The sequence below is a fragment of the Janthinobacterium sp. Mn2066 genome, from assembly GCF_049319705.1.
GTDB lineage: Bacteria > Pseudomonadota > Gammaproteobacteria > Burkholderiales > Burkholderiaceae_D > Janthinobacterium.
The window spans coordinates 182,693-204,498 of sequence record NZ_JBMOUF010000009.1 but is presented as its reverse complement, the minus strand read 5'-3'; the positions used below and the strand labels follow the sequence as shown (position 1 = coordinate 204,498).

Annotated in this window: 18 protein-coding genes; 15 read left to right on the top strand and 3 right to left on the bottom strand. The window is 57.6% G+C overall.

Annotation, left to right across the window (positions count from 1 at the left end):
- The first annotated feature begins 5 nt into the window (after positions 1 to 5).
- On the top strand, positions 6 to 3,659 hold the full coding sequence (putA, locus tag ACL9RI_RS19060) for a trifunctional transcriptional regulator/proline dehydrogenase/L-glutamate gamma-semialdehyde dehydrogenase (RefSeq protein WP_422728071.1): 3,654 nt from the start codon (positions 6 to 8) through the stop codon (positions 3,657 to 3,659).
- Positions 3,660 to 3,731: 72 nt separating this feature from the next.
- On the opposite strand, the gene ACL9RI_RS19055 is transcribed toward putA, so the two are convergent.
- Complete coding sequence (locus ACL9RI_RS19055) at positions 3,732 to 4,493, bottom strand: 5'-methylthioadenosine/adenosylhomocysteine nucleosidase (RefSeq protein ID WP_422728070.1); 762 nt, start codon at positions 4,491 to 4,493, stop codon at positions 3,732 to 3,734.
- A gap of 805 nt (positions 4,494 to 5,298) precedes the next feature.
- Here ACL9RI_RS19055 and ACL9RI_RS19050 point away from each other — a divergent pair.
- The 8 genes from ACL9RI_RS19050 (at position 5,299) to ACL9RI_RS19015 (ending at position 14,675) form a co-directional block, all read left to right on the top strand.
- Positions 5,299 to 5,622 (top strand): hypothetical protein, encoded by a 324-nt coding sequence (locus tag ACL9RI_RS19050; RefSeq protein ID WP_422728069.1) that lies wholly within the window; start codon positions 5,299 to 5,301, stop codon positions 5,620 to 5,622.
- A 395-nt stretch (positions 5,623 to 6,017) separates the two neighbouring features.
- Positions 6,018 to 7,643 (top strand): GMC family oxidoreductase, encoded by a 1,626-nt coding sequence (locus tag ACL9RI_RS19045; protein WP_422728068.1) that lies wholly within the window; start codon positions 6,018 to 6,020, stop codon positions 7,641 to 7,643.
- 132 nt (positions 7,644 to 7,775) lie between these two features.
- A complete protein-coding gene (locus ACL9RI_RS19040; protein WP_422728067.1) occupies positions 7,776 to 8,546 on the top strand; it encodes an ABC transporter ATP-binding protein in 771 nt (256 codons plus the stop codon).
- Positions 8,546 to 9,268 (top strand): ABC transporter ATP-binding protein, encoded by a 723-nt coding sequence (locus ACL9RI_RS19035; RefSeq protein WP_422728066.1) that lies wholly within the window; start codon positions 8,546 to 8,548, stop codon positions 9,266 to 9,268. Before ACL9RI_RS19040 ends, ACL9RI_RS19035 begins: the two co-directional genes overlap by 1 nt.
- Positions 9,269 to 9,328: 60 nt before the next feature.
- Entirely contained in the window at positions 9,329 to 10,537 is a 1,209-nt protein-coding gene (locus tag ACL9RI_RS19030) for an ABC transporter substrate-binding protein (RefSeq protein WP_422728065.1), read from the top strand.
- A gap of 104 nt (positions 10,538 to 10,641) precedes the next feature.
- Positions 10,642 to 11,526, top strand: coding sequence for a branched-chain amino acid ABC transporter permease (locus ACL9RI_RS19025; RefSeq protein WP_422728064.1), 885 nt, complete (start codon positions 10,642 to 10,644; stop codon positions 11,524 to 11,526).
- 31 nt (positions 11,527 to 11,557) lie between these two features.
- Positions 11,558 to 12,538 carry a branched-chain amino acid ABC transporter permease gene (locus ACL9RI_RS19020; protein WP_422728063.1) on the top strand — a complete coding sequence of 327 codons (981 nt, stop codon included), beginning with the start codon at positions 11,558 to 11,560 and terminating at the stop codon, positions 12,536 to 12,538.
- An 88-nt stretch (positions 12,539 to 12,626) separates the two neighbouring features.
- Complete coding sequence (locus ACL9RI_RS19015; RefSeq protein ID WP_422728062.1) at positions 12,627 to 14,675, top strand: 3-hydroxybutyrate oligomer hydrolase family protein; 2,049 nt, start codon at positions 12,627 to 12,629, stop codon at positions 14,673 to 14,675.
- 40 nt (positions 14,676 to 14,715) lie between these two features.
- Here ACL9RI_RS19015 and ACL9RI_RS19010 read toward each other — a convergent pair whose 3' ends face one another.
- Together ACL9RI_RS19010 and ACL9RI_RS19005 are read right to left on the bottom strand one after the other, a co-directional pair.
- Positions 14,716 to 15,075, bottom strand: a complete 360-nt coding sequence (locus ACL9RI_RS19010; RefSeq protein WP_422728061.1) for an NADH-quinone oxidoreductase subunit A — start codon at positions 15,073 to 15,075, stop codon at positions 14,716 to 14,718.
- A 10-nt stretch (positions 15,076 to 15,085) separates the two neighbouring features.
- Positions 15,086 to 15,406, bottom strand: coding sequence for a DMT family transporter (locus ACL9RI_RS19005; RefSeq protein ID WP_422728060.1), 321 nt, complete (start codon positions 15,404 to 15,406; stop codon positions 15,086 to 15,088).
- 319 nt (positions 15,407 to 15,725) lie between these two features.
- Here ACL9RI_RS19005 and mnmG point away from each other — a divergent pair, with 319 nt between their 5' ends.
- From mnmG to atpB, 6 genes are all read left to right on the top strand, one after another.
- Entirely contained in the window at positions 15,726 to 17,663 is a 1,938-nt protein-coding gene (mnmG, locus tag ACL9RI_RS19000) for a tRNA uridine-5-carboxymethylaminomethyl(34) synthesis enzyme MnmG (protein ID WP_422728059.1), read from the top strand.
- Positions 17,660 to 18,307, top strand: coding sequence for a 16S rRNA (guanine(527)-N(7))-methyltransferase RsmG (gene rsmG / locus ACL9RI_RS18995; RefSeq protein ID WP_422728058.1), 648 nt, complete (start codon positions 17,660 to 17,662; stop codon positions 18,305 to 18,307). The genes mnmG and rsmG overlap by 4 nt, the downstream gene beginning before the upstream one ends.
- Before the next feature lie 183 nt (positions 18,308 to 18,490).
- Positions 18,491 to 19,261, top strand: a complete 771-nt coding sequence (locus tag ACL9RI_RS18990; RefSeq protein WP_422728057.1) for a ParA family protein — start codon at positions 18,491 to 18,493, stop codon at positions 19,259 to 19,261.
- A 68-nt stretch (positions 19,262 to 19,329) separates the two neighbouring features.
- Positions 19,330 to 20,217, top strand: a complete 888-nt coding sequence (locus ACL9RI_RS18985; protein WP_422728056.1) for a ParB/RepB/Spo0J family partition protein — start codon at positions 19,330 to 19,332, stop codon at positions 20,215 to 20,217.
- A 327-nt stretch (positions 20,218 to 20,544) separates the two neighbouring features.
- Positions 20,545 to 20,913, top strand: a complete 369-nt coding sequence (locus ACL9RI_RS18980) for an ATP synthase subunit I (protein ID WP_183679455.1) — start codon at positions 20,545 to 20,547, stop codon at positions 20,911 to 20,913.
- A gap of 48 nt (positions 20,914 to 20,961) precedes the next feature.
- Complete coding sequence (gene atpB / locus ACL9RI_RS18975) at positions 20,962 to 21,771, top strand: F0F1 ATP synthase subunit A (protein WP_422728055.1); 810 nt, start codon at positions 20,962 to 20,964, stop codon at positions 21,769 to 21,771.
- Positions 21,772 to 21,806 lie beyond the last annotated feature (35 nt).

The following is a 21,806-nucleotide window of genomic DNA, read 5'->3' as shown; positions in this document are numbered from 1 at the left end:
CTTCTATGCACCCTGCAGGTCCTTCGGTTATTACCCCGATTCCCTTTGCTGCGCTCCAGGCGGAAATCCTGCCTGCAGCCACGCCCCAACGCGCTGCCATCACTGCCGCCTATAGGCGCGATGAGGTCTCCGCCGTGCAATGGCTGCTGGAACAAGTGCGCACCAGCAGCGCCGAAACCACGGCCGAAGCGCAAGCGCTGGCGCACAACCTGGTCTCCAACGTGCGCCAAAAACGCACGCGCGCATCGGGCGTCGATGCACTGATGCATGAGTTCTCACTATCCTCCGAAGAAGGTGTTGCACTGATGTGTTTGGCGGAAGCGCTGTTGCGTATACCCGACACTCAAACGGCCGATCGCCTGATCGCCGACAAAATCAGCAAAGGCGACTGGCGCAAGCATCTGGGCGAATCGCCTTCGATGTTCGTCAACGCCGCCACCTGGGGCTTGCTGATTACGGGCAAACTGGTCAGTACCAGCAGTGAAACAGGCCTCGGTTCGGCGCTGACCAAGCTGATCGCCAAGGGCGGCGAGCCGCTGATCCGCAAAGGCGTCGACCTGGCCATGCGCATGCTGGGCAACCAGTTCGTGACGGGCCAGACCATCGAAGAAGCCTTGAAAAACAGCCGCGAGAATGAAACGCGCGGCTACCGCTATTCCTACGACATGCTGGGCGAAGCGGCGCTGACGGAAAACGACGCGGCGTTTTATTACACATCCTATGAAACGGCGATTCACGCCATCGGCAAGGCCTCGAATGGCCGCGGCATCAAGAATGGCCCCGGCATTTCCGTCAAATTGTCGGCCCTGCACCCACGCTACAGCCGCGCCCAGCGCACCCGCGTGCTGGAAGAATTGCTGCCGAAGGTCAAGGCACTGCTCTTGCTGGCCAAGCAATACAACATCGGCTTCAATATCGATGCGGAAGAAACCGACCGCCTGGAATTGTCGCTCGACATGATGGAAGTGCTGGCCTTTGACCCTGACCTGGCCGGCTTCGAAGGCATTGGCTATGTGGTGCAGGCGTATCAAAAACGCTGCCCGTTCGCCATCGATTTCCTGATCGACCTGGCCAAGCGCAGCAACCGCAAATTCATGGTGCGCCTGGTCAAGGGCGCGTATTGGGATGCAGAAATCAAGCGCGCCCAGGTCGATGGCCAGAGCGGCTACCCGGTCTACACGCGCAAGGTCTACACGGACGTGTCTTACCTGGTGTGCGCGCAAAAATTGCTGGCCGCCAATAGCCTGATCTACCCGCAATTTGCCACCCACAATGCGCAAACCTTGTCGACCATCTACACCTGGGCCAAGCGCGACGGCATTACCGACTATGAATTCCAGTGCCTGCACGGCATGGGCGAAACCTTGTACGACCAGGTGGTCGGCCCGGCGAACCTGGACAAGCCTTGCCGCATCTACGCGCCCGTCGGCTCGCACGAAACCCTGCTGGCCTACCTGGTGCGCCGCCTGCTGGAAAACGGCGCCAACTCGTCCTTCGTCAACCAGATCGTCGATGAAAGCGTGGCCATCGATAGCCTGATCCGCAATCCGCTGGACCTGGCGCGGGAGCAGGGCGGCTTGCCGCACCCATCGATTCCCTTGCCGCTGGCCATGTTTGGCAGCGAGCGCAAGAATTCGGCCGGCCTCGACCTGTCGAACGACGATACCCTGCGTGCGCTGTCGGCCAGCATCGCCCAGGACTACGCGTGGAACGCAGCGCCGCTGATCGATGGCGCCGTCAGTGTCAATGCCCCCACACAGCGCATCAGCAATCCTGCCCGCCATGAAGACCACGTGGGCACAGTCGCCGAAGCGGGCACGGCCGATGTGGAAACGGCGCTGGCCAGCGCGGCTGCCTACGCCATGGATTGGCAAACCACCGAGCCTTTGCTGCGTGCGCAGGCGCTGCAGCGCGCGGCCGACCTGTTCGAAGAACACCATGTCGAGCTGATGGCCCTGGCGATCCGCGAAGCCGGTAAATCCTTGCCGAACGCCATCGCTGAAATCCGCGAAGCAGTCGACTTCCTGCGCTACTACGCGGCCCAGGTCGAGCACGCACCGAATACCCTGGCGCTGGGCCCGGTTACCTGCATCAGCCCATGGAATTTCCCGCTGGCCATTTTCACGGGCCAGGTGGCGGCAGCCCTGGCGGCCGGCAACGTGGTGCTGGCCAAGCCAGCCGAACAGACACCGCTGATCGCCTACCGCGCCGTGCAATTGCTGCACGCAGCGGGCGTGCCCCTGGCCGCATTGCAATTCCTGCCAGGCAGCGGTGAAGTGGTCGGCGCCGGCCTGTGCAACGATGCGCGCGTGAAAGGCGTGATTTTCACGGGCTCGACGGAAGTGGCACAATTGATCAACCGCACCCTGGCGGCGCGCGCCGTGGCCGAGTCGGTGGACATTCCCCTGATCGCTGAAACCGGTGGCCAGAATGCCCTGATCGTCGATTCGTCGGCGCTGCCGGAACAAGTGGTGCAGGACGTGATGTCGTCCGCTTTCGACAGCGCCGGCCAGCGCTGCTCGGCTTTGCGCGTGTTGTTCCTGCAAGAAGACATCGCCGACAAGACCATCAAGATGCTGAAAGGCGCGATGCAGGAATTGCGCGTTGGCAATCCTGACCGTCTGGCCACCGATATCGGTCCCGTCATCGATGCGGAAGCGCAAGGCAATCTGCTGGCGCACATCAACAAGATGAAAACCGTGGCCCTCGATCACTATTCGCTCGATCTGCCCCCCGTCACGGGCACGTTTGTGGCGCCGACCGTGCTGGAAATCAAATCGCTGGAGCAATTGACGCACGAAGTCTTCGGCCCCGTGCTGCACGTGATCCGCTACAAGCGCGCGGAATTGCCGCAACTGCTGCAATCGATCAATGACAGCGGCTACGGCTTGACCCTGGGCATCCATACGCGCATCGATGAAACCATCGATTTCATCACCAGCCGCGCGCACGTGGGCAATATCTATGTGAACCGCAACATCGTGGGCGCCGTGGTCGGCGTGCAGCCATTCGGCGGCGAAGGCAAATCGGGCACCGGTCCGAAAGCCGGTGGTCCCTTGTACCTGAAACGCCTGCAGCGCAATGCAGCGCCTGGCGCGCAGCACCAGCGCCAGGCGTCCCCGGCCCTCGATGCACTGACGGTCTGGGCCAAGCAGCACGGCCAGGACAAGGTCATGCATCTGGCGCAGGAATATGCGCGCACCACCTTGCTGGACAGCAGCATCGTCTTGCCTGGCCCGACCGGTGAACGCAATACCCTGAGCTTTGCCGCACGCGGCACGATTCTGTGCGCCGCCGTCAATACGGGCGTGCTGATGAACCAATTGGCCGCCGTGCTGGCGACGGGTAATAAAGCGTTGGTGCTGGCGCAATCGACGGGCCTGATTCCTGCCGATCTGCCGCCAGCGTTGAAAGACCGCATCCAGGTCATCAACAATATTGAGTCCGGAAAACATGATTTCCAGATCGCCATGATCGAACCGGTGCTCGACAGCCAGCTCAAACCGCTGCTGGCGGCCCGTGATGGGGCGCTGGTAGGCACGATCGAGACGACCGAAGAGGGTGTCATCCCCCTGTGGCGCCTGGTCGCCGAGCGCGCGCTGTGCGTCAATACGACGGCGGCAGGCGGGAATGCCAGCCTGATGATGTTGAGTGTCTAAGCTTGTAGTCTGATAAAGCAAAAGGGTAGAACCAATGGTTCTGCCCTTTTTTTATGCAAATTCGATGAAAACTCAGGCGCTCAGACGTGCGCACAGGTTTTTCACGACACCAAACGCATAACGCGACGCCACTGTCTGCACGAAACGCATAAAGTCGACGGCCGCTTCTTCATTGGCATTGTCCGAAATCGTGCGCATGACGGTAAACGGCACGCCCAGTTCAAAACACACTTGCGCTACGGCAGCGCCTTCCATTTCGACGGCCAGCAAATCGGGCAGATCCTGCTTGAGTTGGCGCAAATGGGATGCGCTGCTGATGAACTGATCGCCGCTGGCGATCATGCCGCGGTGTACTTTAGCGTGCTGCAAACCAAATTCCTCGATTTCCAGGGCGCTACCAGCGGGCTTTTCAGCCTGCTGGCGCAAGAAATGCTCGCTGGCCGCTGCCAGTGCATCACTGAGGCCCAGGTCGCTGCCAAAGCGCTGTAAACCGGTCAGCGGCACTTCGAAGCGGGGAAACAGGGGGCTGGCATCCATATCGTGCTGCAGCAGCGATTCTGCCACCACGATATCGCCCACTTTTACGTTGGCATCGCCACTGCCGGCCACGCCCGTGAAGACAATGTGGGTAACTCCATACTTTTCCACAAGGATAGAAGCTGTCATGGCAGCGGCAACCTTGCCTATACGCGATAAAACGCACACAGCGTCGATTTCCCACAGGGTTCCCAGGGTGTAGTCACGCATGCCGTGCGCGTGCTCTACAGGCCCTTGCATGGCTTCTATCAGCCCCTGCTGTTCTTCGTGCAAGGCACTAATGATGCCTAAACGCATTTTTTTGCTTGAATTCATGCTGTTTTTTACTCGTATGGAAGTCAGATGGATGGTTTTGTCGACAAAAAAACTGGGTGAGACAGCCGTACGGCGTGGTTTTCCACCGTCCGTGCCTGTATAGATGTTTTAAATAAAGATGTATACATAAAAATAGTAGTGATAGTAAACGACCATTTTTCTGTGGATAAGTCGGTATACCATCAAAAAATCATCGACTTAGCGCATAAAAAAGTCGCTGCATAACGACTGTATCGATGGCGGTGATGTTTGGGATAAAAGTGCGCGTGTGGACAAAAGACGAGTTTTCCCACATCTCATCCTGTGGATATGCAGGCAGTTATCCACATCGGCTATCAAAAAATCGTGTTTTTCATGCTCTGCCAGTACTTTTTGACGTGCTTCAGGTCTTCAGTGTGATGTTGCCGATGTTCTCAGCACTACCAACGATCAAGGTTGAAGAGTCTGGGACCAGTTTGTATTGGTGGTCTCGACTTACCTGGGATTCTTGCTAAACGGTTTTGCAGTGGAAGCTGATGCCGTCGAGAACGTTTTTTTTGACGTTTTTTGCATGCCTGCTGAAAGTATCCACGCAGTTCGCGTTTTTTTGTCGGTTTACAATAGATTCATATATAAAAATAATAGTAGTAGTAAACGCGGTTTTTTCTGTGGATAAGTCGCTTTTTTTCAACAGGATCAAGCGCTTACACCTAAAAAAAAGCGTGCATAATCGCTGTATCGCGTCAGGAGCAAAATTGTATAAAATATGGGCCTGCGCATAACTTCGTGTTTACTCACAAGTCATCCTGTGGATATCAAGTCACTTATCCACAATCCCTCTGAAATTCCCATTTCCCCCGTCTTTTCCATCACCTTGCTTGCTAGTGCCAGGCGACATGACTTCGTCTTGCGCTTGCGTGCTGAACTTTTAAAAACGGTTTTGCAGCGCAGTGCCTGGTGTGTTGGCTCGACGATTTTTTTTTGCGTCGTGGTGGGCGTGATTTTTTTTTTAAAGCAGGCGCTTTTTTTTGATGGCAGTACGGCGCAGGTGCTCGGCGCGCGAGCCAGGCAAAGCCGGCGAGGTCGGGTTTACCCTAACAAGATCGTATACAAGAATAGTAATAGTAGTTAACGCAGCAATCTTCTGTGGATAAGTGCAGATTTATCCTTGTAAACAATCGCTTGGCTTCCGGATAAACGCTGAGTAAGCGTTGTATGGGAAAAGGATGAATTCTGAACAAAAAAAGTCATCCAAAAAAATTTTTCGTTTACGCACATTGTGTGCTTGTGGATATCCATAGGCTTATCCACAGAAGAAGAGGGCGTTTTTTCACTTTTTTTGCTGCTATCAACGTCCGTTTTTAGTTGCTAACGAGGTAAATTAAGCTCGCCGTAGGCGGCGACTGGTGCTACTCTCGAGACGCTCACTTGTTGTTTAGTAGTAATGCATGGATGAATGAATACAGACTCTGATCGATAGCGGTGGGGAGACACGCTGCGCGATCCCTTCAAGGTATAGGAGCTTCATTGGAATCTGCAGGCGAATACGACTACATCATCGTCGGTGGCGGCACGGCTGGCTGCGTGCTGGCCAACCGGCTGACACGCGATCAAAACGTCCATGTCTTGCTGGTGGAAGCGGGGGGCAAGGACGATTACGTCTGGATCCATATTCCCGTTGGCTATCTGCATTGCATCGGCAATCCCCGCACCGACTGGCTGTATTCCACCGAAGCCGATGCCGGCCTGGGCGGACGCAGCCTGATCTATCCGCGCGGAAAAGTGCTGGGCGGCAGTTCCTCGATCAATGGCATGATTTATATGCGCGGCCAGGCCGGCGACTATGATCATTGGGCCGATGTGACGGACGATGTGTCCTGGCGCTGGGAGCATGTCTTGCCGCTGTTTAAGCAAAGCGAGGATTATTACGGCGGAGCTTCGGAAAATCACGGCGTGGGCGGTGAATGGCGGGTGGAAAAACAGCGCTTGTCGTGGGATATCCTTGACGCTTTTCGTGATGCCGCCCAGCAAACCGGTATCCCGAAAACCAGCGATTTCAATGGCGGCGACAATAGTGGCTGTGCTTATTTCGACGTCAATCAACGTCGCGGCATCCGCTGGAATACCTCGAAAGCGTTTTTGAAACCGGCTTCGCGCCGGCCCAATCTGACCATCATGACCGGTTGCCACGTGGAACGGCTGCTGTTTGCCACCGAGGAAAGCGGCCCCCGCTGCGCGGGCATCGTGTTTACGGGCGGCGGTACGCAGTGGCAAGCCACGGCCAGGCGCGAAACCTTGCTGACGGCGGGGGCGATCGGCTCGCCGCAATTGCTGCAATTGTCCGGTATCGGCCCGGCTGATTTGCTGCAGCAACATGGCATCGTACCCGTGCGCGAGTTGGCCGGCGTGGGTGCCAATCTGCAAGACCATTTGCAACTGCGCATGGTGTTCAAGGTGCAGGGCGTCAAAACCCTGAACCAGATGGCCAGCCGCTGGCTGGGCAAGATGCAGATCGGCTTGCAATATGCGCTGTTCCAGAGCGGTCCCATGTCGATGGCGCCGTCGCAGCTGGGGGCGTTTGCCAAATCTGATCCTGGGCAAGCGACGCCGAATTTGCAGTATCACGTGCAGCCCTTGTCGCTCGACAAGTTTGGTTCTCCCCTGCATGCCTTTCCTGCCTTCACGGCCAGCGTGTGCAATTTGCGGCCCACTTCGCGCGGGCAGGTCGCCATCGCCAGCGCCGATAGTTACGCCGCGCCAAAAATCACGCCCAATTACCTGAGTACGCCGCAAGACTTGACAGTGGCGGCCGATGCCTTGCGCCTGACGCGCAGCATCGTGGCCGCGCCCGCCTTGCGCAAGTTTGCGCCGCAAGAATATCTGCCGGGCGTGCAATATCAGACGGAGGAAGAACTGGCGCGAGCTGCCAGCCAGATCGGCACGACGATTTTCCACCCGGTCGGCACTTGCAGGATGGGCCTGGCCAGCGAGCCATCGTCGGTGGTCGACAGCCAGTTGCGCGTGATCGGCGTGGCCGGTTTGCGTGTGGTCGATGCGTCCATCATGCCCTACATTACGTCGGGCAATACCAACTCGCCCACGTTGATGATTGCGGAAAAAGCGGCATTCATGCTACAGGCAGCCTGGAAATAAACGCTCAATCGACGCTGTTTGCGCCAATCGGGGTAGGTAAAAAAGCCCGTAGTTATACTGTATTGTGCGCCAATTTTAAGTTGTGTATTATAAAAATGACTAGCTAGTACAAAAATACAACTAGGAGACACGATGCCAGACGTAATCTTGGAAACAAGAAGTTTGACCAAGGAATTCAAGGGATTCACCGCTGTCAGCGATGTCAATTTGAAAGTCGAGCGTGGCCATATCCACGCCTTGATCGGTCCCAACGGCGCCGGCAAGACGACCTGTTTCAACTTGCTCACCAAATTCCTGGTGCCCACTTCCGGACAGATCTTGTTCAACGGCAAGGACATCACGGCCGCCAGGCCGGCCCAGATCGCCCGCATGGGCGTGATCCGTTCGTTCCAGATTTCCGCTGTGTTTCCCCATTTATCCGTGTTGCAGAATGTGCGCATCGGCTTGCAGCGCCAGCTGGGCACGTCGTTTCATTTCTGGCAGAGCGAACGGGCGCTGGACCGTCTCAATGACAGGGCCATGGCCTTGCTGGCCGAAGTGGACTTGACGGAATTTGCCGACACCATCACGGTCGACATGCCGTACGGACGCAAGCGGGCGCTGGAAATTGCCACTACCCTGGCGATGGAACCGGAAATGATGCTGCTCGATGAACCGACACAAGGCATGGGCCACGAAGACGTGCACCGGGTTACGGAGCTGATCAGGAAGGTGTCGGCCGGCCGCACGATCTTGATGGTGGAACACAATATGAACGTGGTGTCCGGCATCTGCGACAAGATTTCTGTGCTGCAGCGGGGCACCATGCTGGCCGAGGGCAGTTATGCGGACGTGTCGCGCAATCCGCTGGTGATGGAAGCGTATATGGGCACCACCCAGACCGAGCTGGAAGGGGCGCATTGATGACGACCGCCAAGCAAGCGCCCGCATTGGAAATTGCACAGCTGCACACCTGGTATGGTGAATCGCATATCTTGCACGACGTGAATTTGAAAGTGGAGCAGGGCGAGGTGGTGACTTTGCTGGGCCGCAATGGCGCCGGCCGCACCACCACCTTGCGCGCCATCATGGGGCTGACGGGCGCCCGCACGGGGTCCATCAAGGTGCATGGCGAAGAAGCGATCGGTTTGCCGACACACAAAATCGCCCACCTGGGCATCGGTTATTGTCCCGAAGAGCGCGGCATTTTTTCTTCCTTGTCGACCGAGGAAAACCTGTTGCTGCCGCCCGTGCTGGCGGGCGCGGACAAGGGCATGTCGGTGGCGGAAATCTATGCCATGTTTCCCAATCTGCAGGAGCGCCGGCATAGCCAGGGCACGCGCCTGTCTGGCGGCGAACAGCAGATGCTGGCTGTGGCGCGCATCTTGCGCACGGGTGCGCGCCTGCTGCTGCTCGATGAAATTTCCGAAGGCCTGGCGCCCGTCATCGTGCAGGGCCTGGCACGCATGATCACCACGCTGAAAGCCAAGGGCTACACCATCGTCATGGTGGAACAGAATTTCCGGTTTGCCGCGCCGCTGGCGGACCGGTTTTATGTGATGGAGCACGGTCAGATCGTCGAGACTTTTGCTGCATCCGAACTGGAGGCCAAGATGCCGGTATTGACTGAATTGCTCGGCGTGTAATCCTGCTGATTGTCATCGGCCGTCGTTTAAATAGCAAACAATAATCCCAACGGAGACACTATGAAACGTAACGCTATCGCCATTGCCACCTCTGCCCTTTGCGCACTGGGCTTCTCCACCTTGAGCCATGCCCAGGTCTCGGGCGACACCATCAAGATCGGTTTTATTTCGGATATGTCGGGCGTGTATTCCGACGTCGATGGCCTCGGTGGCGCGGAAGCCATCAAGATGGCGATTGCCGATGCCGGCGTGGTCATCGCCGGTAAAAAGGTGGAATTCATTTCCGCCGACCATCAGAACAAGGCTGATATCGCCGCCTCCAAGGCGCGCGAATGGTTCGACCAGCAGGGCGTCGACATGCTGATCGGCGGCACCAATTCCGGCGCCAGCCTGGCCATGGCCAAGGTGGCGGCGGAAAAGAAAAAGATTTTTATCGCCATCGGCGCCGGTTCCTCGCGCCTGACCAATGAAGAATGCACGCCATACACCATCCACTATGCCTACGATACGGTGGCGCTGGCGCGCGGCACGGGCGGCACCATCGTCAAGCAGGGCGGCAAGAACTGGTATTTCATGACGGCCGACTACGCGTTTGGCCACTCGCTGGAAAAAGACACGGCCGAAGTGGTGCAAAAGGCGGGCGGCAAGGTGCTGGGCAGCGTCAAGCATCCGCTGGGCGCTTCCGACTTTTCCTCGTTCCTGCTGCAGGCGCAGGCAGCCAAGCCGCAAATCCTGGGCCTGGCCAATGCCGGTGGCGACGCCATCAACAGCATCAAGGCCGCCAATGAATTCGGCGTGACGAAAAACGTGAAGCTGGCGGGCTTGCTGATTTTCATCAACGACATCCATTCGCTGGGCTTGAACCTGACGCAAGGCATGTACCTGACCGATGGCTGGTACTGGGACTTGAATCCGGAAACGCGCGCCTGGTCGAAACGCTATTTCGACAAGATGAAAAAAGAGCCGTCGATGCTGCAGGCTGCCGACTACTCGGCCGCTGCCAATTACCTGAAAGCCGTCAAGGCGGTGGGCTCGGACGATACCGACAAGGTCATGGCCTACCTGAAAAAGACCAAAATCAACGACATGTTTACCAAGGATGGCGAGATCCGTCCTGATGGCCGCATGGTGCACGACATGTATCTGATGGAAGTCAAAAAGCCGTCGGAATCGAAAGCGCCGTGGGATTACTACAAAGTCGTGGCCACCGTGCCGGGCGCCCAGGCGTATCTGACCAAGGCCGAGTCGAAGTGTTCGCTGTGGAAGTAAAACGCTAGCAACTGCCCGCCTTGCGCCGCCGCATCTACCTGCGGTGGCGCGTTACCCTTGAGTCCGCACCGCGTACCCCGCGGTGCTTTTTATACTGTGCTGCCATGGAAATTTTCGGCGTTCCATTACAAGCGATGATGAGCCAGCTGCTGCTCGGTCTCGTCAACGGCTCGTTCTATGCCATGTTGTCCCTCGGTCTGGCCGTCATCTTCGGCTTGCTCAACGTCATTAATTTCTCGCATGGCGCCATGTACATGATGGGCGCCTTTTTGGCCTGGATGGGCCTCAGCTATTTCGATATCAGTTACTGGACCATGCTGGTGATCGCCCCGCTGATCGTCGGCCTGTTCGGCATCGTGATTGAAAAAACCATGTTGCGCTGGCTATATAAGCTCGATCATCTGTATGGCTTGCTCTTGACCTTCGGCATCACCCTGATCGTCGAAGGCGTGTTCCGCTCGTTTTATGGCGTTTCCGGCCAGCCGTATGCGGTACCGGAATTGCTGTCCGGCGCGACCGACCTGGGCTTCATGATCCTGCCGAACTACCGCGCCTGGGTGGTGATCGCCTCGCTCTCCGTGTGCCTGTCCACCTGGTTCGTGATCGAAAAAACCAAGCTGGGCGCCTACCTGCGTGCCGGCACGGAAAACCCGAAACTGGTGGAAGCGTTCGGCATCAACGTGCCGCTGATGGTGACCCTGACGTTTGGCTTCGGCGTGGCGCTGGCCGGGTTTGCCGGCGTACTGGCCGCGCCCATCATCCAGGTTTCGCCGCTGATGGGCTCGAACCTGATCATCGTGGTCTTTGCCGTGGTCGTGATCGGCGGCATGGGTTCCATCATGGGATCCATCCTGACGGGCCTGGCGCTGGGCGTGATCGAAGGCTTGACCCGCGTGTTTTATCCGGAAGGCTCGGCCACCGTGGTGTTCGTGGTGATGGTCATCGTGCTGCTGCTGCGTCCTGCCGGCCTGTTCGGCAAAGAAAAGTAATCCTCATCAGACATAGATTGGAGCACCGACGATGAACAAAAAGATAGGCTACGCAATCGCCCTGGCGCTGGCGCTGGCCGCACCGTTTTACGGTTATCCCGTTTTCCTGATGAAGCTGCTGTGCTTTGCCCTGTTTGCCTGTGCCTTCAACTTGCTGATCGGCTACACGGGATTGCTGTCGTTTGGCCATGCCGCCTTCTTTGGCGGCGCCGGTTACGTGACGGGTTACGCGCTGCGTACCTGGGGCTGGCCGACGGAACTGGGCCTGCTGGCCGGCGTGGTCACCGGCGCTCTGCTGGGCCTGGTGATGGGCGCGCTGGCGATCCGCCGCCAGGGTATCTACTTCACCATGATTACCCTGGCGCTGGCGCAGATGGTGTACTTCCTGGCCTTGCGCTTGCCGTTCACGGGTGGCGAAGATGGCTTGCAGGGTGTTCCACGTGGAACCTTGTTGGGCATGCTGGACTTGGGCAAGGACATCACTTTGTATTACGTGGTGCTGGCCATCTTCATCGCCGGCTTCGCCCTGATCGTGCGCACCATCCACTCGCCGTTCGGGCAAGTCTTGAAAGCAATCAAGGAAAACGAGCCACGCGCCATCTCGCTGGGCTATGACGTCAACAAGTACAAGCTGCTGGCGATCATCTTGTCGGCCTCGCTGGCGGCACTGGCTGGCGCCACCAAGACCCTGGTGCTGGGCTTTGAAACCTTGACCGATGTCTACTGGGGCATGTCCGGCCTGGTGGTGCTGATGACTCTGGTCGGCGGCATGGGCACCCTGGCCGGCCCCATCATCGGCGCCGTGCTGATTATCGCGCTGGAAAACAAGCTCGGCGATTTCGGCACCTACCTGGCCACGCATACGGGTGTCGAGTGGTTCGGTACCCTGGGCGAATCGGTCGGCATCGTTACCGGCATCATCTTCGTGATTTGCGTGCTGATGTTCCGGCGGGGCATCGTCGGGGAAGCGATTGCGCGCTTCGGCGGCAGGGGAGCCAAACCTGCCGCCTGATGGGCAAGTAACGCCGGACCGCGAGTCCGGCGTTTTTTTTATGGGGCGTTCGATGTTGAGCGGTGCCTGATTTCCTTGGAGAACAGCGATGCAAAAGATACTTACCCTCGCAGGCCTGTGCAGCTTGCTGGCAGCTTGCGGCAGCAACCATGCGCCAGAACAATTGAACCAGATGCCCAGTTACCTGGGGAATATCACACGCACCGATTACGATGGCAAGAGCAATGATTTATTGACGGCCGGCTTGGGCAAGACGGGGCTGGCGGCGGGCACACCCGCATATGCCGATCCTGAGCAGCCGACGGCAGCCGAACTGCGCCGCAACGCCATCTATGCCAATTACCGCGCCGTACTCGATATTTCAGCCAACAGCGGTTACGGCAGCCTGTACGGACCCAACGTCGATGCACAGGGCAAGGTGGGCAACGGTGAAGGTTTGATTGCGGGCAGTGAATACCTCGCGTATGCCGACGATGGCACGGGCCGCAAGAACGTCACCTTGATGGTGCAGATCCCCAACAGCTTCGATCCCGCACGCGCCTGCATCGTCACCGGCACTTCCAGCGGATCGCGCGGCATTTACGGCGCCATCGGCAGTTCGGGCGAATGGGGCCTGAAAAATGGTTGCGCCGTGGCGTATGCCGACAAGGGTTCCGGCACGGGCTTGTACGTCTTCGAGGACGATAGCGTCAACCTGCAAAATGGTCTGCGCGCAGGCCGGGACGCGGCCGGCAAGCAGGCGATCTTTGCGCCGGACCTCGACGATGCCGACCGCGCCGCCTTTGCCAGCGCCTACCCGAACCGCGTGGCGTTCAAGCATGCGCACTCGCAGCAGAACCCGGAAAAAGAGTGGGGCAAGCTCACCCTGCAAGCGGTCGAGATGGCTTACTACGTGCTCAATGAACGCTATGGTGCGCTGGCGCGCGATGGCAGCGGACACACCGTGCGCCTGCACCCGAGGAATACGATCACCATCGCGTCCAGCATTTCGAATGGCGGCGGCTCGGCCTTGCTGGCGGCGGAACAGGATAGCCGTGGCTTGATCAGCGGCGTGGCGGTCAGCGAGCCGCAAATCCAGCCCGGTTCTTCGACGGCATACAGTGTGCGGCAGGGCGGGGTGCCCGTTGCCTCGCCAGGGCGTACCCTGTTCGACTATGCCACCTACGCGGCGCTGTACCAGCCTTGCATCGCTGCCGTGACGGGCGCGTCCGGACGCTGCACGGCGCTGGTGGCGAAAGGGCTATTGACGGGGGCCGACCTGGCGGCGCAGCAAAGCGATGCGAAGCGGCGCCTGCAAGCGTATGGCTGGCTGGTCGACTCCGATTCCTTGCAGGCGGCGCACGCAGGCACGAATATATTAGTGGCGGTCACGTATGCTTATGCCTACGGGAAATTTTCCGTCACGGATCAGCTTTGCGGTTTTAACTTTGCCCAGACGGATGGTGCAGGTAATCCCATCGCTTTGAGTAGCGCCCAGAAGGCGGCCAGCTTTGCCGCGCAAAACGGTATCCTGGGTAATGTGCTGTATGAGAAATCCGTCGGTGGCGCCAAAGTCTATACGGCAGGAGTCTCGCCATCGAGCAACCTGGCCGACCAGTCGCTCGATGGTTTCCTGTGCCTGCGCAGCCTGGCCACCGGTGTCGATGCCGTCAATGGCGCCCGGCTGGAAGGGACCCTGGCTGGCCAAAGCGTCCGCATCCGTGCTGGCATGGCGGACGTGCAGGCCAGCGGCAAACTCGGCGGCAAGCCGGCGCTCATCGTGCACGGCCGCAGCGATACCTTGATCCCCGTCAATCACGCTTCACGTGCTTACCTGGGGTTGAATGCGGCGGCTGACGGCAGTAACAGCAAGCTGCGCTATATCGAAGTGACGAACGCCAATCACTTCGATTCCTTCAGCAACACCTTGCCCAGCCTGATCGTGCCGCTGCACGTGTATTTCAACCGGGCACTCGACGCCATGTATGCCCACCTGCGCTCGGGGCAAAGTTTACCGCCGTCGCAGGTGGTGCGCACGGTAACGCGACTGGACGCCAACACGCTGATCACGACTGCCAACGTGCCGCCGATTGCCACGGCGCCCGCATCGGGCAACCTGATCCAGGTGACGGGAACGGCGGTCAATATTCCCAACTAACCTGGGCTGTTCCACGTTCCACGTGAAACATCGGCGCGCTTTATTCCCATTCCAGAGCACCTTTTTTCCACTCATACACCAGGCCGATCACCAGCACGTGGAGGAAGAACATGACGGCCCAGAAGCCGACCAGGCCTAGCTCCTTCACATTGGCAGCCCAGGGCATCAGGAACACCACTTCGATATCGAACAGGATGAACAGGATGGCGACCAGGTAAAAGCGGATATCGAATTTCATCCGGGCGTCACCGAAGGCTTCGAAGCCACATTCATATTGCGACAGTTTTTGCGGATCCGGTTTATGTGGTCCCAGCAAACGGCCCAGCAGCATGGGCACGATCCCCACCAGGGTGCCAATCACGATGAATAGCAGGACAGGGAAATAATTTTCGAGGAACATGCTGTACTCCTTAGTGGGTGGATGACAGTTTCATCAGGACGATGCCGCAGACGATGAGGATGGCGGCACAGACGCGCAGGGCGCTCAGTTGCTCGCCCAGGACCACGATGCCGACGACAAAGGCACCGACGGCGCCGATGCCGGTCCAGATGGTGTAAGCGGTGCCGAGGGGAATCGACCGCATGGCGTATGACAACAAGCCGAAGCTGGCGATCATCATGACGAGGGTAATCAGGGTAGGGAGGGGTTTGCTGAAGCCTTCGGAGAGCTTCATCGAATACGCCCAAACGACTTCAAAAATGCCGGCAATAACTAAACAGATCCAGACCATGGGAGGCTCCTTGCTAGAGCGGGCCGTCCCGGTGCGTTCCCATGATGGGGGAGGCCGTCCTCCTGGTCATCGTCAGCGTGTGGTGCAGCTACGCTTGTCAACGATGCAAGGATGGTAGCGTAAAAGAAGGGAGTTTGCCAGCATGTTCCACGTGGAACAGTGCAATTGGCAGCAGAGCGTTGTTCTTGCTGAGTAAAAATTAAGCAAAAAATTGGCCCTTGCAAGGTTGCGCCTGCAAAAAGACTCTATAATCGGAGCTAATCCCCGCATGTTTACGCATATTTTATCCGTATCTTTATTTGTATCGTTACTTATACCCATGTTATTTCCTACAGAATTTGACGTCATCGTTGTCGGTGGTGGTCACGCCGGCACCGAAGCGGCCCTCGCTTCCGCCCGTATGGGGCAGAAGACGCTGTTGCTCACGCATAATATCGAGACCCTGGGCCAGATGTCGTGCAATCCCTCCATCGGTGGCATCGGCAAGGGCCACCTGGTCAAGGAGGTCGATGCCATGGGCGGCGCGATGGCGATTGCCACCGACGAGTCCGGCATCCAGTTCCGCATCCTGAATTCCTCGAAAGGCCCGGCAGTACGCGCCACGCGCGCCCAGGCCGACCGCATCTTGTACAAGGCCGCCATCCGTACGCGGCTGGAAAACCAGCCGAACTTGTGGCTGTTCCAGCAGGCGGTCGATGATTTGATCGTCGAAGGCGACCGCGTAGTCGGCGCCGTCACGCAGATCGGCTTGAAATTCCTGGCGCGCGCCGTCGTCTTGACGGCAGGCACTTTCCTCGACGGCAAGATCCACGTGGGCTTGAATAACTATTCGGCCGGCCGTGCCGGCGACCCGCCTGCGCTGTCCCTGTCGGCCCGTTTGAAGGAATTGAAACTGCCGCAAGGCCGTTTGAAAACGGGTACGCCACCGCGTATCGATGGCCGCAGCATCGACTTTTCCGTGATGCAGGAACAGCCGGGCGACCTCGATCCCGTGCCGGTGTTCTCGGTGATGGGCAACACGGCCATGCACCCGCGCCAGGTGCCGTGCTGGGTCACGCACACGAATAGCCAGACGCATGACATCATCCGTGCCGGCCTGGACCGCAGCCCCATGTACACGGGCGTGATCGAAGGCGTGGGCCCCCGTTATTGCCCGTCGATTGAAGACAAGATTCACCGCTTCTCGGGCAAGGAATCGCACCAGATTTTCCTCGAGCCGGAAGGTTTGACGACGCATGAATTCTATCCAAACGGCATCTCCACCAGCTTGCCGTTCGACGTGCAGATCGCCCTGGTGCAATCGATGAAAGGCATGGAAAACGCGCATATCCTGCGCCCCGGCTATGCCATCGAATACGATTATTTCGACCCGCGCGGCCTGAAAGCCTCGCTGGAAACCAAGGCCGTGGCGGGCCTGTTCTTTGCCGGCCAGATCAATGGCACCACCGGCTACGAAGAAGCGGCCGCGCAAGGCATGCTGGCGGGCCTGAATGCCGCCTTGTTGACGCAGGACAAGGATGCCTGGGTACCGGGCCGCTCCGAGGCGTATCTGGGCGTGCTGGTCGACGATTTGATCACCCAGGGCGTGCAAGAGCCCTACCGCATGTTTACCAGCCGTGCCGAGTACCGTTTGAGCCTGCGCGAAGACAATGCCGACATGCGTTTGACGGAAATTGGCCGTGCTTTGGGCTGCGTGGGCGATGCCCAATGGCAGGCATTCGAGAAAAAACGCGAGGCCGTGGCCTTGGAACTGGAGCGTTTGCGCTCGACCTGGGTCAATCCGCGCATCCTGGCGGCGGCCGAATCGGAGCGCATCGTGGGCCAGGCGATCGAACGCGAATACTCGCTGGCCGACTTGCTGCGCCGTCCAAACGTGGCCTATGACACCCTGATGAGCATGACGGGCGTGGAAGGCCAGGTCCTGGCCGGCCCCGGCGTGGAAGACGCGGCCGTGCGCGAACAGGTGGAAATCCAGTTGAAATACGCCGGCTATATCGAGCGCCAGAGCAAGGAAATCGAGCGCCACGAACACTATGAAAACCTGGCCTTGCCCGAGGGGTTCAATTACCTGGACATCAGCGCGCTGTCGGTCGAAGTGCGTCAAAAACTCGACAAGCAGCGCCCTGAAACCCTGGGCCAGGCCTCGCGCATTTCCGGCGTCACGCCGGCGGCGATCTCGCTGTTGCTGGTCCACTTGAAAAAGCGCGGCTTCGGCGGCGCGCAAACGCAGACTTTAAAGGATGAGGTTGTTGAATGAAGCAGCAGTTTGACCGGGCCGCACTGGCCCCGATTTTGCATGAAGGTATCACCGCGCTGGACTTGAGTCTGAGCGCGGAACAGGCGGAAAAACTGCTCGATTACCTGGCCTTGCTGGCCAAGTGGAATAGTGTCTACAACCTGACCTCGGTGCGCGATCCGATGCAGATGCTGACCTTGCACGTGCTCGATTCGCTGGCGGCGATCCCCGCCTTTGTCGATGCGAAAAACGTGCTCGACGTGGGCGCTGGTGGTGGCTTGCCCGGCATGGTATTGGCCATCGCGCGGCCTGATGTAAAAGTATCGATGATCGATACGGTGCACAAGAAGACGGCGTTTTTGACGCAAGTGAAGGCGGAATTGGGCCTTTCCAACGTCACGGTGTACACGAAACGGGTGGAACAGCTGGAAGTGAAGCAAAAATTCGACGTAATCACTTCGCGGGCGTTTGCGGACCTGTCGGACTTCGTCAACTGGTCGGGCCACGTTTTGGAAGAGGGCGGTCAATTCATCGCCTTGAAAGGGGTGGCACCGCCAGACGAGCGCGAGCGACTGCCAGCAGAGTGGAAAGTGACCGAATTACGAGCGATCCAGGTGCCAGGGCTAAATGCAGAGCGTCATCTGGTCTTTATAACAAGAGTTTGAATTTGAAAATTTAAACGGTATAAATCATATAAACAGTTTATACGGTATAAATTATATAAACCGTATAAACGATTTATATCGTATAAACAAGATAAACAGTATAAATCGTTTCGGCGGGACGTCGGAGCGCAATCATGCAGTTTGCATCCTTTGCAGTGTGCATCCCTTACAACTAGAAGATACATGGCCAAAATTTTTTGTGTAGCAAATCAAAAGGGTGGTGTTGGTAAAACCACAACAAGTGTCAACCTCTCCGCCGGCCTGGCCAAATTGAACCAGCGCGTGCTGCTGGTCGACCTCGACCCGCAAGGCAATGCCACCATGGGCGCCGGCATCAACAAGGCTGGCTTGCCAGCCTCGACCTATGAAGTGATGCTGGGGGAATCCGATGTCAAAACGGCACGCCAGCGTTCGGAAGCGGGGCGCTTCGATGTCTTGCCCTCGAACCGCGAGCTGGCCGGCGCCGAAGTCGAGATGGTCGACCTGGACAACCGCGAACGCCGCCTGAAGGATGCGTTGGCCGAAGTCGATGGCGAATATGACTTCATCCTGATTGATTGCCCACCGGCATTATCGATGCTGACCCTGAACGGCCTGTGCGCGGCGCATGGCGTGATCATCCCGATGCAGTGCGAGTACTACGCGCTGGAAGGTTTGTCCGACCTGGTCAACACGATCAAAAAAGTGCACGCCAACCTGAACCCGGATTTGAAGATCATCGGCCTGCTGCGCGTGATGTTCGATCCACGCATGACATTATCGCAACAAGTATCGGCCCAGCTTGAGCAGCACTTCGGCGACAAGGTCTTCAAGACCATCATCCCGCGCAATGTGCGCCTGGCCGAAGCGCCATCGTACGGCTTGCCCGGCGTGACCTTCGACCCCAGCTCGAAAGGCGCGCAGGCGTATATCGCCTTCGGCGCCGAAATGGTGGAACGCATCAAACATATGTAAACAGTAGCGACTGCATCGTTTGGACATTGCGATGTAAGCGCTTACTCAAAAAAGAGAATTAGGACAGCATGGCTACGAAAAAACTAAAAGGACTGGGTCGCGGACTCGACGCGCTATTGGGCGGCGGCGGTGGCGACTTCGCCAGTCCCGAGCACAATACGCCGAGCAATCTGCCGGTGTCACAAATGCAAGCCGGCAAATACCAGCCGCGCACGCGCATGGACGAGGGCGCCCTGAATGAACTGGCGGCCTCGATCAAGGCGCAGGGTTTGATGCAACCGATCCTGGTGCGGCCGATCGGACAAGACACCTTGAGTGGACTTGTTAAATATGAAATCATTGCCGGTGAACGTCGTTTCCGTGCCTCGCAACTGGCCGGCCTGACGGAAGTACCGGTACTGGTACGTGATGTCGATGACTTGGCCGCCGCCGCCATGGCGCTGATTGAAAACATCCAGCGCGAAGACTTGAACCCGCTGGAAGAAGCGCAGGGCATCCACCGCCTGATCACGGACTTCAGTTTTACCCATGAGCAAGCGGCCACTGCGGTTGGACGCTCGCGCAGCGCGGTCTCTAACTTGTTGCGTCTGATGAATCTGGCTTCACCGGTGCAAACCATGCTGATGGCCGGCGATATCGACATGGGCCACGCGCGCGCCTTGCTGGCGGTCGATGCGGCCAGCCAGATCAATCTGGCCAATCAGGTGGTGGCCAAGCGTTTGTCGGTGCGCGAAACGGAAAAGCTGGTGACGCGCAGCCTGGAAGAGGCGGCCAATCCGGTCGAACCGCGGCAAAAAGAAAAGTCCGGCGATATTGCCCGCCTGGAAGAAGAGCTGTCCGATACGCTGGCCACCCCCGTGGTGTTCAAGATGGGCAATAAAGGACGGGGTCAGCTGGTAATCGACTTTGCCGACCTCGATGTACTCGATGGCGTGTTAGCCCGCCTGCGCGGCTAGCCAAGGGAACACACATATATATAGGCCACATAGATAGAGAGGCATTCGTAATTAGTGGTAAGCAAGAAGGCGCCCCGATCAGCTGGTGGTCTGGTTTGCCAGTTAACGCTTTCCGCAGGCAAGTGGTGGTTTCTTGCTAACACGTCCCAAAGCCGCTGTACAAGCGGCTTTGTCACATATTGGTGCAAATATCCGTGAATAGTCGGTAAAGCGTCTGTTTCGCGCAGCAATTGCCCTGCTGCAGTGCGGCAACGTTTGACTCTATATATCAAAGCCAACTATAATCCCGTGTCTTTGCGTGTGTAGATTTTTCTGGGGACCTGGTAATTGAGTGATTCACAACAAAATATTGCCAAACCAGTCTACAAAGTAGTTGCCCTGCAACTAGCAATCGTTATCAGCTTTTCAACCGTTACCCTGTTTTTCGGTGGCAGTATCAAAGGCTGGTCCGCCGCATGTGGCGGCGCTATCGCAGTCATCGGCAGCCTGGTGTATGCCATGTTGGTCGCCAGCGGTTCCAGCGACGCCAACAAGGCATTCCGGGCGCATTTGCGCGCAGAAGTGGTGAAAATATTTATCACAGCGGTGCTGTTTATCACAGCACTGGTGTTGTTTCAGTCGGCCGCCTGGTTATGGCTGATCTTGGGTTTCGCGGTGGCAACCTTAGCATACTGGTTTTCATTGCTCGCTGTTTAATCATTGGTTTCGGGGTGTATGCCTTGAAACGACAAATCTAAATTCATTATGACCACAGAACACGCTATTGAAGCGGGCCATGCTGCCCCGGCTAACGCCACAGAATACATCAGCCATCACTTGTCCCACCTGAGAAGTGCCGACGGCACCATCAATCTGGATACGTTCTGGATTTCGGCCATTTTGGGTTTTGTATTCCTCGGTGTTTTCTACCTGGCATCGCGTCGCGCGACCGCTGGCGTGCCTGGCAAGCTGCAAAACTTCGTAGAAATGATCATGGAAATCGTGAATGACACTATTAATGGTGCCTTTCACGCGAAAAGCAAGATCATCGCGCCGCTGGCCATCACTATTTTTGTCTGGGTCTGGCTGCTGAACGCGATGGACTTCCTGCCGGTTGACCTGTTGCCGAAGGTATTGAGCTGGTTTGGCGTGCATAAACTGCGTGCCGTACCGACCGCCGACGTGAATCACACCTTCGCCATGTCGTTCTCTGTGGTGCTGTGCATTATCGCTTTTTCGATCAAGGCCAAGGGCCTGGGCGGCTGGATCAAGGAACTGTTCACGGCGCCATTCCACGCAAGTGGCGTGATCGGCACGATCGCCCTGGCGCCAGTCAATTTCCTGCTGCAAATGGTTGAGTTGGTTGCAAAACTGATCTCCCTGTCGCTGCGACTGTTCGGCAATATGTATGCCGGCGAACTGATTTTCATCTTGATCGCGTTGTTGCCTTGGTGGGCACAGTGGGCGTTGGGTGGTCCATGGGCAATTTTCCATATCTTGATTGTAACTTTGCAAGCTTTTGTGTTTATGGCGTTGACGGTTGTGTATCTGAGCCTTGCGGTTGAGAAGCATTAATCATTAACTTTATATTTTGTTTTTTTAGTATCTTT